This window comes from Serratia sp. SM04 (assembly GCF_040280225.1).
Taxonomy (GTDB): Bacteria; Pseudomonadota; Gammaproteobacteria; order Enterobacterales; family Enterobacteriaceae; genus Serratia; species Serratia sarumanii.
This window is the reverse complement of record NZ_JBEOQT010000003.1, coordinates 264,647-278,909: the sequence shown is the minus strand read 5'-3', so window position 1 is coordinate 278,909 and position 14,263 is coordinate 264,647. Positions and strand designations below refer to the sequence as shown.

The 14,263-nt window shown below is 56.7% G+C and carries 12 protein-coding genes; 6 read left to right on the top strand and 6 right to left on the bottom strand.

The annotated features are described in order from the left end of the window. Nucleotides 1-7 precede the first annotated feature (7 nt). The 6 genes from ABTW55_RS06985 to ABTW55_RS06960 all read right to left on the bottom strand — a co-directional run bounded on the left by ABTW55_RS06985 (nucleotide 8) and on the right by ABTW55_RS06960 (nucleotide 6,444). Nucleotides 8-346, bottom strand: coding sequence for a cytochrome o ubiquinol oxidase subunit IV (locus ABTW55_RS06985; RefSeq protein ID WP_004940369.1), 339 nt, complete (start codon nucleotides 344-346; stop codon nucleotides 8-10). Continuing rightward, entirely contained in the window at nucleotides 346-960 is a 615-nt protein-coding gene (locus ABTW55_RS06980) for a cytochrome o ubiquinol oxidase subunit III (RefSeq protein ID WP_004940367.1), read from the bottom strand. The genes ABTW55_RS06985 and ABTW55_RS06980 overlap by 1 nt, the downstream gene beginning before the upstream one ends. Beyond that, nucleotides 950-2,941, bottom strand: coding sequence for a cytochrome o ubiquinol oxidase subunit I (gene cyoB / locus ABTW55_RS06975; RefSeq protein ID WP_033637313.1), 1,992 nt, complete (start codon nucleotides 2,939-2,941; stop codon nucleotides 950-952). The genes ABTW55_RS06980 and cyoB overlap by 11 nt, the downstream gene beginning before the upstream one ends. A 3-nt stretch (nucleotides 2,942-2,944) precedes the next feature. Then, nucleotides 2,945-3,895 carry a cytochrome o ubiquinol oxidase subunit II gene (gene cyoA, locus ABTW55_RS06970; RefSeq protein WP_025301763.1) on the bottom strand — a complete coding sequence of 317 codons (951 nt, stop codon included), beginning with the start codon at nucleotides 3,893-3,895 and terminating at the stop codon, nucleotides 2,945-2,947. A gap of 440 nt (nucleotides 3,896-4,335) precedes the next feature. After that, nucleotides 4,336-5,814, bottom strand: a complete 1,479-nt coding sequence (gene ampG, locus ABTW55_RS06965; protein ID WP_033653264.1) for a muropeptide MFS transporter AmpG — start codon at nucleotides 5,812-5,814, stop codon at nucleotides 4,336-4,338. Between the two features lie 51 nt (nucleotides 5,815-5,865). Beyond that, on the bottom strand, nucleotides 5,866-6,444 hold the full coding sequence (locus tag ABTW55_RS06960) for a lipoprotein (RefSeq protein ID WP_004940363.1): 579 nt from the start codon (nucleotides 6,442-6,444) through the stop codon (nucleotides 5,866-5,868). A gap of 314 nt (nucleotides 6,445-6,758) precedes the next feature. On the opposite strand from ABTW55_RS06960, the gene bolA reads away from it, so the two are divergent. From bolA to hupB, 6 genes are all read left to right on the top strand, one after another. Further along, nucleotides 6,759-7,073, top strand: coding sequence for a transcriptional regulator BolA (bolA, locus tag ABTW55_RS06955; protein WP_004940361.1), 315 nt, complete (start codon nucleotides 6,759-6,761; stop codon nucleotides 7,071-7,073). A gap of 367 nt (nucleotides 7,074-7,440) precedes the next feature. Beyond that, a complete protein-coding gene (gene tig, locus ABTW55_RS06950) occupies nucleotides 7,441-8,745 on the top strand; it encodes a trigger factor (RefSeq protein ID WP_004940358.1) in 1,305 nt (434 codons plus the stop codon). A 438-nt stretch (nucleotides 8,746-9,183) separates the two neighbouring features. Further along, complete coding sequence (clpP, locus tag ABTW55_RS06945; protein ID WP_016928858.1) at nucleotides 9,184-9,807, top strand: ATP-dependent Clp endopeptidase proteolytic subunit ClpP; 624 nt, start codon at nucleotides 9,184-9,186, stop codon at nucleotides 9,805-9,807. Nucleotides 9,808-9,950: 143 nt separating this feature from the next. Further along, complete coding sequence (gene clpX, locus ABTW55_RS06940) at nucleotides 9,951-11,222, top strand: ATP-dependent protease ATP-binding subunit ClpX (RefSeq protein ID WP_004940354.1); 1,272 nt, start codon at nucleotides 9,951-9,953, stop codon at nucleotides 11,220-11,222. Nucleotides 11,223-11,416: 194 nt separating this feature from the next. After that, nucleotides 11,417-13,771, top strand: coding sequence for an endopeptidase La (gene lon, locus ABTW55_RS06935; RefSeq protein WP_033653263.1), 2,355 nt, complete (start codon nucleotides 11,417-11,419; stop codon nucleotides 13,769-13,771). Nucleotides 13,772-13,987: 216 nt separating this feature from the next. Continuing rightward, nucleotides 13,988-14,260, top strand: a complete 273-nt coding sequence (hupB, locus tag ABTW55_RS06930) for a nucleoid-associated protein HU-beta (protein ID WP_004940351.1) — start codon at nucleotides 13,988-13,990, stop codon at nucleotides 14,258-14,260. Nucleotides 14,261-14,263 lie beyond the last annotated feature (3 nt).

The window sequence follows — 14,263 nt, the reverse complement described above, 5'->3', positions numbered from 1 at the left end:
TCAGCTCTTAATCGACCATCATATTGATGTTGAGGTTGTACATAATCCAGAGTGAACCTACAACAACGATACCGATGATCATAGCGGTGAACAGCAATGCCACCAGGTTCCAGCGCTCTTCCGATGAGGTGTTCATGTGCAGGAAGTAAACCAGGTGAACAATCACCTGGATAACCGCCATGCCGACAACAACCGCCAGGATGGTGGAATGAGAGGCAGTGCCGTTCATTACCATCGCAAATGGAATTACCGTCAGGATGATCGACAGAATAAAGCCGATCAGGTATGACTTCACGCTGCCGTGGCTTGCGCCGCCGTGAGAGGTTTCATGGGATGAATGGCTCATTACATAACCCCCAGCAGGTAGACAACGGTAAATACGCAGATCCAGACCACGTCCAGGAAGTGCCAGAACAGGCTCAGGCACATCAGGCGGGTTTTGTTGGTCGCGGTCAGGCCGAACTTGCTCACCTGAATCATCAGCACGATGATCCAAATCAGGCCGGAAGTTACGTGCAGACCGTGGGTGCCGACCAGCGCGAAGAAGCTGGACAGGAACGCGCTGCGATCCGGACCGAAGCCTTCGGCGATCAGATGATGGAATTCATAGATTTCCATCGCCACGAAGCCCAGACCAAACAGGAAGGTCAGGAACAGCCAGGTGTTTACACCGCCAACTTTACCCTTGTTCATGGCGATCATCGCCATGCCGTAGGTGATGGAGCTGAACAACAGCAGGAAAGTTTCGACCAGGACAAACTTCAGGTCGAAGATGTCTTTACCTGAGGGACCGCCAGCGGTCCCGTTCACCAGGACTGCATAAGTCGCGAACAAGCTCGCAAACAAAATACAGTCGCTCATCAGGTAGATCCAGAATCCGAAGACTTTGGTCTCTCCCGCGTCGTGGTGCCCATGCTCTGCATGGGCTGCGTTATGATTGGTCAGAGTTTCAGTTGACATGGTTCACGCCTGCTTTACGGATTTGTTCGTAGTGTTGGTTCTCAATGCGCTCGATTTCATCAACCTGCACATAGTAGTCAACATCGTGATCGAAGCTCTTGCCGATCCAGACAACGATCATACCGATGAAGCCGGCCAGAGCCATCCACCAGATTTCCCAAATCATTGCGAAACCGAAGACCAGGCTGAAGAAGGCGATGATAACGCCGGCGCCGGTGTTCTTAGGCATATGAATCGGTTCGTATTTAGCCGGTTTCTTATACGCTTCGCCTTTTTCTTTCATGTCCCAGAATTCATCACGGTCATGAATCTGCGGCACTACGGCAAAGTTATAGAACGGTGGTGGAGACGAGGTTGACCACTCCAGAGTACGAGCGCCCCATGGGTCACCGGTCAGATCGCGGTTCTGTTCGCGGTCACGGATACTGACGAAGATCTGAATCAGCTGGCACAGGATGCCGCAGGCGATCAGCGCCGCACCGCCGGCTGCAACCAGCAGCAGAGGGTGGAACTCAGGGTTGATGTTCTGGCTGATACGACGGGTCATGCCCATAAAGCCCAATGCGTACAGCGGCATGAAGGCGGTGAAGAAGCCGATGATCCAGAACCAGAACGCGCGGATGCCCCATTTTTCGTTCAGCGTGAAGCCGAAGGATTTCGGGAACCAGTAGGTCAGGCCCGCGAAGCAACCGAACACCACGCCGCCGATGATGACGTTGTGGAAGTGAGCGATCAGGAACAGGCTGTTGTGCAGCACGAAGTTCGCGCCCGGCACCGCCAGCAGAACGCCGGTCATACCACCCACGGAGAAGGTGATGATGAAGCCAACGGTCCACAGCATCGCGGAGTTGAGCTTGATACGGCCCTGATACATGGTGAACAGCCAGTTGAAGATTTTCACCCCGGTCGGGATGGAAATGATCATGGTGGCGATACCGAAGAAGGCGTTAACGTTCGCGCCGGACCCCATGGTGAAGAAGTGGTGCAGCCAGACGATGAACGACAGAACGGTAATCGCGATGGTTGCCCATACCAGTGAGGTATAGCCAAACAGGCGTTTTCTGGAGAAGGTCGCGGTGACTTCGGAGAACACGCCGAACACCGGCAGAACCAGGATATACACCTCTGGGTGACCCCAGGCCCAAATCAGGTTGATGTACATCATCATGTTGCCGCCCATATCATTGGTGAAGAAATGGGTGCCCAGATAGCGATCCAGGGTCAGCAGCGCGATGGTGACGGTCAGAATTGGGAAAGAAACGATGATCAGGACGTTGGTACACAGGGCCGCCCAGGTGAACACCGGCATCTTCATCATAGGCATGCCAGGGGCACGCATCTTCAGAATGGTGGCGAAGAAGTTCACGCCGGTCAGCAGGGTACCCAGACCGGAAATCTGCAGACTCCAGATCCAGTAATCGACCCCGACGCCAGGACTGTACTCTTTACCCGACAGCGGCGGATACGCCAGCCAACCGGTCTGAGCGAACTCACCGACCCCCAGGGAGATGTTGATCAGCACAACGCCCACCACGAAGAACCAGAAGCTCAGGGAGTTCAGGAACGGGAAGGCGACGTCGCGCGCACCGATTTGCAGCGGCACCACGACGTTCATCAGGCCGACCACGAAAGGCATCGCCATGAAGAAGATCATGATAACGCCGTGCGCGGTGAAGATCTGGTCGTAGTGGTGCGGCGGCAGGAACCCGGCTTCGCCGGCGGACGCCAACGCCTGCTGGCTACGCATCATGATGGCGTCGGCGAAACCGCGCAGCAGCATGACCATCGCCACGATGATGTACATGATACCAATTTTTTTATGGTCGACCGAAGTCAGCCATTCGCTCCACAACCACTTCCATTTGCCGAAATATGTCAGCAGCGCCAGCACTGCCAGGCCCCCGACAATAATTGCGGCTACGGTGACCATGATGATCGGTTCGTGGTACGGAACCGCATCAAGTGTTAATTTTCCCAACATCAGTTATTCCTCGGCTCCGGCGTGAGCAGCATGTTCACCCATGTCCATACCTTGGCTCATGTCCATGCCTTCGTGCGCGCCAGCGCCCTTGTGCATATCCATGTCGCCCATGAATTTGGCAATTGTTTCTTTGAACAAATTCGGTTTGACAGCGGCAAAGTACTCAACCGGGTTGTTTTCACTCGGCTCTGCCAGTTTGTTAAAGTCGTCGGTGGTGTTCAGGTTTTTAGACGATGCCTTCACCTTGGCCACCCATTGATCGAAGTCGCCTTCGGTCGGGGTAACGATCGCGGTGAATTTCATACCGGAGAAGCCTGCGCCGCTGTAGCTGCTGGAGATGCCTTTGTAGGCACCGGCTTCGTTGCCGATCAGGTGCAGTTTGGTCTGCATGCCGGCCATCGCATAAATCTGTCCACCCAACTGCGGGATAAAGAACGAGTTCATTACCGAGTTAGAGGTGATCTTGAATTCGACTGGAACATCTTTCGGGAAAGCCAGCTCATTAACGGTCGCAATGCCTTGTTCCGGGTAGATGAACAGCCATTTCCAGTCGAGCGACACCACTTCGATCGTCATCGGCTTCTTGTCTGTGACAATCGGCTTGAACGGGTCGAGTTCGTGGGTGGTCTTCCAGGTAATGGTGCCAAGGATGGCGATGATAATGATAGGAATGGTCCAGACGACCGCTTCGATCTTGTTGGAGTGGGCCCAGTTCGGACTGTACTTGGCGTCTTTGTTGGAAGCGCGATACTTCCAGGCAAAGGCGAACGCCATGAAGATAACTGGCACCACCACGATCAACATCAACGCGATTGCAGTGATAATCAGTGTCCGTTGCTCAACACCAATTGCTCCTTTGGGATTCATCAAAACCATATCGCAACCACTGAGCAATACAGTGGCTGCGATTAATGACAGCATCCCAATACTTTTATTGTATTTCTTAAGTCTCATCTAACGACCTCAATAACAAAGGCTCAATTGTCGTTTCATGTGTGCGGGCATTTTACGGGAAGGTTGCAGTACTGTAAACATGCTTAAGGGAGTGTCAGCGGCTTGTTGACACTTTCTGTTAAGGGGGTCACAGATGTAACCCTGCGTGACAATTTACTAATGACAACAACGCGTTGGCACGCTGAATCGTGACGAGCAGCCCGTATGTTAAGGAAAACTAAAGGTATGATGAATTTGGCGAAGAAATGCGCGGCAGGGAAATACGAAGAAAAGGTTTATTTAATGTAAAATAATTGTGTCTTAAAGGTGAATTTAATTTTATTTCCGAGCGCGGCAGTCGGATAAAAAAATAATTTTCGCGCCGATTATCTTTTTTTACCGAAATAAATATACCCCCGGATCGCTTTTTTTTCGGCCGGCGAAATCGCCGGCCGGTCAGATTATGCCAAACGGGTGCGGCGAAGGGCGAGGTAATCCAGCGTGCTGCCCATCGCGACGCCGAGCAGGCTCAGCGCGGCGCCGACCTGCAGCAGCCGATCGGCCAGCAGCGGTGCCTGCGTCCAGTCCAGCGCATTGGCGATCAGCAACAGCAACCACAGGCCCAACAGCGAACAGCCTAGCGTCAGCAGGCGCAGTGCCCAACGGTAAGATTCTGAAAACTCGGTGCGCGGCATGAAGTCGCCATGCTGCTGGGTGTGCTCCAGCGTCTGACGGCAGATGCCGAGCAGCAGCAAGCCGGGCAGGGCGGCGGCGATAGAGAACAGGTAGAACAACGGCCAGCCGTGGGCTTCGACGAACCAGCCGGCGATCGGGCCGACATAGACGCGCCCCACGGCGGACAGCGCCGACAGCAGCGCGAACTGGGTGGCGGAGAACGAACGGTTGCACAGCGTCATCAGCAGCGCCACGAAGGCCGCGGTGCCCATGCCGCCACACAGGTTTTCAAGGAAAATGGCGCTGCCCATGGTGAGCAGACTCTTGTCGGTCACCGCCAGGATCCAATACCCGAGGTTGGAGACCGCCTGCAGGACGCCGAACAGCATCAGCGCGCGGAACAGGCTGAGACGCTGCATCAGCACACCGCCGAACAGGGCGCCGACGATGGTGGCGAACAGGCCGAGGGTTTTGTTGACCAGCCCGACTTCACCGGCGTCGAACCCCACACCGCGGATCAGGAAGGTGGTGCTCAGGCTGCCGGCGAAGGCGTCGCCCATTTTGTACATCACGATCAGCAGCAGGATCAGCCAGGCGTTGTTGCGGCCGAAGAAATCGCGCAGCGGCGCGACGACCGCCTGTTCCATGGTGCGCGGCGCCGGGATGCTTTCGTCCGGCTCCGGCGCCAGCAGCGTGGCGGCCACGCCGATCAGCATCAATCCGGCCATCAGCCAGTAGGTGGCTTGCCAGCCGAAATAGCGATCCGCCAGCCACAGCGCCAGGCCGCCGGAAACCAGCATCGCCAGCCGGTAACCCAGCACCGAGATCGCCGCGCCCGCCCCGCGCTCTTCGGCTTTCAGCAGATCGGTCTTGTAGGCGTCGAACACGATATCTTGCGAGGCGGAGCAGAACGCCACCAGCACCGCCAACGCCGCCAGCCACCACAGGTGCTGCGCGGGCTGCATAAAGCCCATCGCCACGATCGCCGCCACCAGCAGCAGCTGGCTGACCAGCAGCCAACCGCGCCGCCGCCCGAGGAACGGTGGGGTATAGCGGTCCATGAACGGCGACCAGAGGAATTTGAAGACATAGGCCTGGCCCACCAGCGAGAAGATGCCGATGGTTTTCAGATCGATATTTTCGACGGTCATCCAGGCTTGCAGCGTGCCGGAGGTCAATGCCAGCGGCAGACCCGACGCGAAGCCCAGCAGCAGCAGAATGGCGGAGTTACGCTGGGTGAAGATGTTCAGATAGTGTTTCGACATGAGTTCCCTGTCTGCGCCGCCCGATCCGCCGGGCGGCGCCAGGCGCGCCGATTAGCGCGCGTTTTGCTTGATGAAATCGTTGACGCTGGTGTCCTGAGCCATGTCGGCGATCACGTCGCCCAGCACGGAGTTGACGGCGTCGGTGATCTTCTCGTTGGTCGCCGTGAAGGCGCCCTGCACGTTATAGGTCGAGCGGTAATTCTTCACCTGCTTGTTGCCGTTCTTCGCCTGAGCGATGATCGAGATGTCGGCTTTGGTGGTGATGTTGTAGCGCAGGTTACCTTCGGCGACGTCCGCGTACAGGTTATTGACGACGATTTGCAGCGCCACCGGGCCGTCGGCACCGATCATGTAGCCGCGTGCGCCCATCTGTTTCTCCAGCACTTCCTGCAGCAGGAAACGCAGATCGCGCGATGGCGTCAGCGTGACCAACTGGCCGTCGCGGTTCACCTTGGCCAGCGCCTGGTCGGTGCGCTGATCCGCGCCGTTGATGCTGACAGTGATGCCCTGCAGGGTAGGATCCTGCTGCGGCAGAACGATTTTCGGCGTGACGTTCAAGGTGTTGCTGCTGGTCGCGCAGCCGGCCAGCAGCAGGGCGGCCAGCAAAGGAAGACAAAGTTTCTTTAACATGTTTTCTGTCTCATTCTCGATGGGTTTAGCAATAATCAGAGCGGGATAGCCGACAACAAATTGCCGACATCATAGCATCGCCGCCGTGCGGTGGAAGCGCGGAAGGCGCCTGAGTGACAAATTTTTACCTGCCGTTGATAAAAACACGCTTTTTTGGCCCGCTCAATCGGATAATCCCCCAAGCGGCGGGGATGACGCTCATCATTTGACCGCAGAAAAGAGAAATTTGTCCCGGCGATGGTCTAAACGGGGGGAAACCGGCTAATATTGAACTAGATGGGCACGGTCCTCTGCCGGTGTTGTAAGGAGATCCTATGATTCGCGAGCAAATAGAAGCAAAGTTAAGGGCGGCGTTTGAGCCCGCGTATCTGGAAGTCGTTGATGAAAGCTATCGTCATAACGTTCCGGCGGGCTCAGAAAGCCATTTCAAAGTGGTATTGGTCAGCGATCGCTTCGTCGGCGAACGTTTTTTGACGCGCCACCGCTCCATCTACGGCGTGCTGTCGGAGGAGCTGGCGGACGGCGTACACGCGCTGGCGCTGCACACCTACACGCTCAAAGAGTGGGAAGGGTTGCAGGATACCGTGCCGGCCTCGCCGCCGTGTCGCGGCGCCGGGACGCTGGCCTGAGGGGGAAATTTTCAGGTATCAGTGGAACTTTGCCCTTGAATTAGGGTATTACTACTGACGAATTTTGAAACGGCCTGCGGGCCGTTTCTGTTTTTGACGACGACACGGCCGATGCGCAATGTGGCCAACGTTCGGTCTGTTTTGGCGGCCTTTTGGCGATCGAATCGGCAAAAGTGTGAGTTTTAGCGCGCCTGCGCCGCCTAGCTTTCCTCGACTCGCCATGCATGCGCCGCTATAATGTCGCGTCTTATTTTTCCGGAATGGTTTCGGGACGCTTCTGTCATCAGGGAACTCGGTTCTTATTTGTAGCCGTCCTGGTTCTTGGAACGGAGTTGACCGAGCACTGTGATTTTTTTGAGGTAACAAGATGCAAGTTTCAGTAGAAACCACTCAAGGCCTTGGGCGCCGTCTCTCTATTACTGTACCGGCTGATACTATCAAGCAGGCGGTGAAGAAAGAGCTGATCAACGCAGCGAAAAGCGTGCGTATCGACGGCTTCCGCAAAGGCAAAGTGCCGATGAACATCGTGGAACAGCGTTACGGCGCCTCTGTTCGTCAGGACGTGCTGGGCGAAGCGATGCAGCGCAGCTTCGTTGACGCGATCATCAAAGAAAAGATTAATCCGGCCGGCGCACCAAACTACGTGCCGGGCGAGTACAAAGAAGGTGAAGACTTCACTTTCGCCGTTGAATTCGAAGTGTATCCAGAAGTTGAGCTGAAAGGCCTGGAAAACATCGAAGTTGAAAAACCTGTGGTTGAAGTGAACGACGAAGACGTCGACGCGATGCTGGATACCCTGCGCAAGCAGCAGGCGACCTGGAAAGAAACCGATCGCGCAGCGGAAGCTGAAGATCGCGTGACCGTTGACTTCACCGGTTCTATCGACGGTGAAGAGTTCGAAGGCGGCAAAGCGTCCGACTTCGTACTGGCAATGGGCCAGGGCCGCATGATCCCAGGCTTCGAAGAAGGCCTGGTCGGTCACAAAGCGGGCGAAGAGTTCTCCATCGACGTGAACTTCCCGGAAGATTACCACGCGGAAAACCTGAAGGGCAAAGCGGCCAAATTCGCTATCGTGCTGAAGAAAGTTGAAGAGCGCGAACTGCCGGAGCTGACCGAAGAGTTCATCAAGCGTTTCGGCGTGGCGGACGGTTCCGTTGCCGGCCTGCGCACCGAAGTTCGCAAGAACATGGAGCGCGAGCTGAAAGGCGCCGTGCGTAACCGCATCAAGTCTCAGGCGATCGACGGCCTGGTGAGCGCGAACGAAATCGACGTGCCAGCTGCCCTGATCGACGGCGAAATCGACGTGCTGCGTCGTCAGGCTGCACAGCGTTTCGGCGGCAACGAGAAGCAAGCGCTGGAACTGCCACGCGAGCTGTTCGAAGAACAAGCGAAACGCCGCGTAGTGGTTGGCCTGCTGCTGGGCGAAGTGATCAGCACCAACGACCTGAAAGCTGACGAAGACCGCGTGAAGACGCTGATCGAAGAAATGGCTTCTGCCTACGAAGATCCGAGCGAAGTCATCGAGTTCTACAGCAAAAACAAAGAGCTGATGAACAACATGCGCAACGTGGCTCTGGAAGAGCAAGCGGTTGAAGCCCTGCTGGCAAAAGCGAAAGTGACTGAAAAAGCCACTACCTTCAGCGAGCTGATGAACCAGACTCAACAGGCGTAATGCCGGCGTGCCGGGCGCCATGAACGGCGCCTCCGGTTTCGCCTGGCGAACCGGCGCACGATGAAAAAGCCCGCAACCTCAGGTTGCGGGCTTTTCTTTTTGCCACGTTGCTGATTAATCTCAGGTTAAGCGGGGCAATATGCACTATATTTACCCTGTTGCCTGGGGAACTGGCTGGCATGATAACGGTCAGATTAACGGCATCGTTTTCGGCGCGCGGAGAAAATCGGTCTCTGGGCTTGAAATCGCGCCGGGATCCCCCAATCTGTAAAGAATAATTCTGGGGCTGTTTGCCAAAGTGCGCGGGATGAAATAACCGTCGGGTACGTGCGGCGCGGGTCGAATGCTTGAGCATAGTCATCATGGCCGTTCTCAAGTAGAATCGGCGTATTAGGGTGACACCCTGGCCGCCAAGGCAATTTCTATTAGGAGACGGTAATGTCATACAGTGGCGAACGAGATCAATTTGCACCGAACATGGCGCTGGTGCCGATGGTGGTAGAGCAGACTTCACGCGGGGAGCGTTCTTACGACATCTATTCCCGCCTGCTGAAAGAGCGCATCATTTTCCTGACCGGCCAGGTGGAAGATCACATGGCCAACCTGATCGTGGCGCAAATGCTGTTCCTCGAAGCGGAAAGCCCGGAAAAAGACATTTTCCTCTACATCAACTCGCCGGGCGGGGTGATCACCGCGGGCATGTCGATTTACGACACCATGAAGTTCATCAAGCCGGACGTCAGCACCATCTGTATGGGGCAGGCGTGCTCGATGGGCTCCTTCCTGCTGACCGCGGGCGCCAAAGGCAAACGTTTCTGCCTGCCGAACTCGCGCGTGATGATTCACCAGCCGCTGGGCGGCTACCAGGGCCAGGCGACGGACATCGAAATCCACGCGCGCGAAATCCTCAAGGTGAAAGCGCGCATGAACGAACTGATGGCGGAACATACCGGCCAGCCGCTGGAGCAGATCGAGCGCGACACCGAGCGCGATCGCTTTATGACCGCGGAAGAAGCCGTGGAATACGGCCTGGTTGATGGCATTCTGACACACCGCAGCTAGAACCACGCGGCGCCGATGGACTATAGTAATCAGAGTGGGCAGGGGCTCGCTCTGCTGTGGCCACTCGGCGTTCCCGATATGAGTTTGGGCGCACTGCCGCCGTGATTTTCCTGCGGGACAAGACTAAAGAAGAGGTTTGACTGATGACAGATAAGCGCAAAGACGGTTCAGGAAAGCTGCTGTACTGCTCTTTTTGCGGCAAAAGCCAGCATGAAGTGCGTAAGCTGATTGCCGGGCCGTCAGTGTATATCTGCGATGAATGTGTCGATCTGTGTAACGACATTATTCGCGAAGAGATTAAAGAAGTTGCCCCGCATCGTGAGCGCAGTGCGCTGCCGACGCCGCACGAGATCCGCCACCACCTGGATGACTACGTCATCGGCCAGGAGCAGGCGAAGAAAGTGCTGGCGGTTGCGGTGTACAACCACTACAAACGCCTGCGCAACGGCGATACCAGCAACGGTATCGAGTTGGGCAAGAGCAACATCTTGCTGATCGGCCCGACCGGCAGCGGCAAAACCCTGCTGGCGGAAACGCTGGCGCGCTTCCTGGACGTGCCGTTCACCATGGCCGACGCCACCACGCTGACCGAAGCCGGTTACGTGGGCGAGGACGTGGAAAATATTATCCAGAAGCTGTTGCAAAAATGTGACTATGACGTGCAGAAAGCGCAGCGCGGCATCGTTTATATCGATGAAATCGATAAGATTTCCCGCAAGTCCGACAACCCGTCGATCACGCGTGACGTCTCGGGTGAGGGCGTGCAGCAGGCGCTGCTGAAGCTGATTGAAGGCACCATCGCCGCGGTTCCGCCGCAGGGTGGGCGCAAGCATCCGCAACAGGAGTTCCTGCAGGTCGATACCTCCAAGATCCTGTTTATCTGCGGCGGCGCATTTGCGGGCCTGGATAAGGTGATCGGCCAGCGCGTCAACACCGGCTCCGGCATCGGCTTCGGCGCGACCGTCAAGGGCGAGTCCGAGAAGGCGACCGAAGGCGAACTGCTGCTGCAGGCCGAACCGGAAGACCTGATCAAGTTCGGCCTGATCCCTGAGTTCATCGGCCGTCTGCCGGTGGTGGCGACCCTGAGCGAGCTGAGCGAAGACGCGCTGATTCAGATCCTGAAAGAGCCGAAGAACGCCCTGACCAAGCAGTATCAGGCGCTGTTCAACCTGGAAGGCGTCGAGCTGGAGTTCCGCGACGAAGCGTTGAACGCCATCGCCAAGAAAGCCATGGCGCGCAAAACCGGCGCCCGCGGCCTGCGTTCCATCGTGGAAGGCGCGCTGCTCGACACCATGTACGATCTGCCGTCGATGGACAGCGTAGACAAAGTGGTGATCGACGAGTCGGTCATCGCCGGCCAATCCAAACCGCTGCTGATTTACGGCAAGCCGGAAGCTCAGGCGTCTGGCGAATAATTAGCCAGTCAAACCAGGGCGTTATCAGCAAAATGGGGGATTTTATCCCCCATTTCTTTTTCCTGCATTCTTGCCGTTGAATGTAAGAGATTCATCCCCATATACTCGTTAACCAGATTTTATGAAACGTTAGATGCTTGCGTCTCATGAGATTCCCCCTCAACCTGGCGGAAATTAAACTAAGAGAGAGCTCTATGAACCCTGAGCGTTCCGAACGCATTGAAATCCCCGTTCTGCCATTGCGCGACGTGGTGGTTTATCCGCACATGGTGATCCCGTTATTTGTTGGCCGGGAAAAATCGATTCGGTGCCTCGAAGCCGCAATGGATCACGATAAGAAGATCATGCTGGTGGCACAGAAAGAGGCCTCAACGGATGAACCTGGCATTAACGACTTGTTCTCGGTTGGCACCGTAGCGTCGATCCTGCAGATGCTGAAGCTGCCGGACGGCACGGTAAAAGTGCTGGTCGAGGGGCTGCAGCGCGCGCGCATCACCACGCTGTCCGACAGCGGTGAGCATTTCGCCGCGCAGGCGGAATACCTTGAGTCGCCGTCGATCGACGAGCGCGAGCAGGAAGTGCTGGTGCGCACCGCGATCAATCAGTTTGAAGGCTATATCAAGCTGAACAAAAAAATCCCGCCGGAGGTGCTGACTTCACTGAACAGCATCGACGACGCCGCGCGCCTGGCGGACACCATCGCCGCCCACATGCCGCTGAAACTCAGCGACAAGCAGTCGGTGCTCGAGATGTCCGACATCACCGAGCGCCTGGAATACCTGATGGCGATGATGGAATCGGAGATCGACCTGCTGCAGGTCGAGAAACGCATCCGCAACCGCGTCAAGAAGCAGATGGAGAAGAGCCAGCGCGAGTACTATCTGAATGAGCAGATGAAGGCGATTCAGAAAGAACTGGGCGAGATGGACGACGCGCCGGACGAGCACGAAGCGCTGAAGCGCAAGATCGATGCGGCGAAAATGCCGAAAGAGGCGCGCGAGAAAACCGAAGCGGAACTGCAAAAGCTGAAGATGATGTCGCCGATGTCGGCGGAAGCGACCGTGGTGCGCGGCTACATCGACTGGATGCTGCAGGTGCCGTGGAATGCGCGCAGCAAGGTGAAAAAAGACCTGAACAAGGCGCAGGAAGTGCTCGATACCGATCACTACGGCCTGGAGCGCGTCAAGGATCGCATTCTCGAGTACCTCGCGGTGCAGAGCCGCGTCAGCAAAATCAAGGGGCCGATCCTGTGTCTGGTGGGGCCGCCGGGCGTGGGTAAAACCTCGCTGGGGCAGTCGATCGCCAAAGCGACCGGCCGCCAGTACGTGCGCATGGCGCTGGGCGGCGTGCGTGACGAAGCGGAAATCCGCGGCCACCGTCGTACCTACATCGGTTCGATGCCGGGCAAACTGATCCAGAAGATGGCCAAGGTCGGGGTGAAGAACCCGCTGTTCCTGCTGGATGAGATCGACAAGATGTCTTCCGACATGCGCGGCGATCCGGCCTCCGCTCTGCTGGAGGTGCTGGATCCGGAACAGAACGTGGCGTTCAACGACCACTACCTGGAAGTGGATTACGATCTGTCCGACGTGATGTTCGTCGCCACCTCGAACTCGATGAACATTCCTGCGCCGCTGCTGGACCGTATGGAAGTGATCCGCCTGTCGGGTTACACCGAGGACGAGAAGCTCAACATCGCCAAGCAGCACCTGCTGCCGAAGCAGCTTGAGCGCAACGCGCTGAAAAAAGGCGAGCTGACGGTCGACGACAGCGCCATCATCGGCATCATTCGCTTCTACACCCGCGAAGCCGGGGTGCGCAGCCTGGAGCGTGAAATCTCCAAACTGTGCCGTAAAGCGGTGAAAACGCTGCTGATGGACAAGAAGCTCAAGCATCTCGAGATCAACGGCGACAACCTGAAGGATTACCTGGGCGTGCAGCGCGTCGATTACGGCCGTGCGGATACCGAAAACCGCGTGGGCGAAGTCACCGGGCTGGCGTGGACGGAAGTGGGTGGCGATCTGCTGACCATCGAAACCGCCTGCGTGCCGGGCAAAGGCAAGCTGACCTACACCGGTTCCCTGGGCGAAGTGATGCAGGAATCGATTCAGGCGGCGCTGACCGTGGTGCGCGCGCGCGCGGAGAAATTGGGCATCAACGCCGATTTCTACGAGAAACGCGACATCCACGTGCACGTGCCGGAAGGGGCGACGCCGAAAGACGGCCCGAGCGCCGGTATCGCGATGTGCACCGCGCTGGTCTCCTGCCTGACCGGCAACCCGGTACGCGCCGATGTGGCGATGACCGGGGAGATCACGCTGCGCGGCCAGGTGTTGCCGATCGGCGGCCTGAAAGAGAAGCTGTTGGCGGCGCATCGTGGCGGCATCAAAACCGTGCTGATCCCTTACGAGAACAAGCGCGATCTGGAAGAGATTCCGGACAATGTTATCGCCGATCTGGAGATTCATCCGGTGCAGCGAATCGATGAAGTTTTGAACATTGCGTTGCAAAACCCGGCCTTCGGCGCACTGCCGGTAGCGGCAAAATAGTGACGAATCGCAAAAACCATTGATAAAACTTATACTGGCAAGCCATTTCGGACTTGCCAGTATTTTTTTGTACCGCTAAGTTAGATCTCTGTCGGCCCGCGTTTTGCCACGCAGTCGGTGGCTTGCCAAGGTTCGATGGGATTGATATAACAGCTGCGCTGTCGCAACCGTAGGGATTTTTCGGTGCGACGATAGAATTCTAGAGGGGATGATAGAGTGAATAAGTCACAACTGATCGACAAGATTGCCGCAGGTGCTGATATTTCCAAAGCGGCAGCGGGACGTGCTTTAGACGCAGTAATCGCTTCCGTTACCGACTCTCTGAAAGCAGGGGATGACGTGGCTCTGGTAGGTTTCGGTTCCTTCACCGTGCGTGAACGTTCGGCTCGTACCGGCCGCAACCCGCAGACCGGTAAAGAGATCAAAATCGCGGCAGCCAAAGTACCGGCCTTCCGTGCAGGGAAAGCGCTGAAAGACGCTGTAAACTGATTT

Bases quoted from the DNA above. Each gene is read 5' to 3' on its own strand.
- ABTW55_RS06985 (WP_004940369.1), bottom strand. From the start codon at position 346: ATGAGCCATTCATCCCATGAAACCTCTCACGGCGGCGCAAGCCACGGC.
- ABTW55_RS06980 (WP_004940367.1), bottom strand. From the start codon at position 960: ATGTCAACTGAAACTCTGACCAATCATAACGCAGCCCATGCAGAGCAT.
- cyoB (WP_033637313.1), bottom strand. From the start codon at position 2,941: ATGTTGGGAAAATTAACACTTGATGCGGTTCCGTACCACGAACCGATC.
- cyoA (WP_025301763.1), bottom strand. From the start codon at position 3,895: ATGAGACTTAAGAAATACAATAAAAGTATTGGGATGCTGTCATTAATC.
- ampG (WP_033653264.1), bottom strand. From the start codon at position 5,814: ATGTCGAAACACTATCTGAACATCTTCACCCAGCGTAACTCCGCCATT.
- ABTW55_RS06960 (WP_004940363.1), bottom strand. From the start codon at position 6,444: ATGTTAAAGAAACTTTGTCTTCCTTTGCTGGCCGCCCTGCTGCTGGCC.
- bolA (WP_004940361.1), top strand. From the start codon at position 6,759: ATGATTCGCGAGCAAATAGAAGCAAAGTTAAGGGCGGCGTTTGAGCCC.
- tig (WP_004940358.1), top strand. From the start codon at position 7,441: ATGCAAGTTTCAGTAGAAACCACTCAAGGCCTTGGGCGCCGTCTCTCT.
- clpP (WP_016928858.1), top strand. From the start codon at position 9,184: ATGTCATACAGTGGCGAACGAGATCAATTTGCACCGAACATGGCGCTG.
- clpX (WP_004940354.1), top strand. From the start codon at position 9,951: ATGACAGATAAGCGCAAAGACGGTTCAGGAAAGCTGCTGTACTGCTCT.
- lon (WP_033653263.1), top strand. From the start codon at position 11,417: ATGAACCCTGAGCGTTCCGAACGCATTGAAATCCCCGTTCTGCCATTG.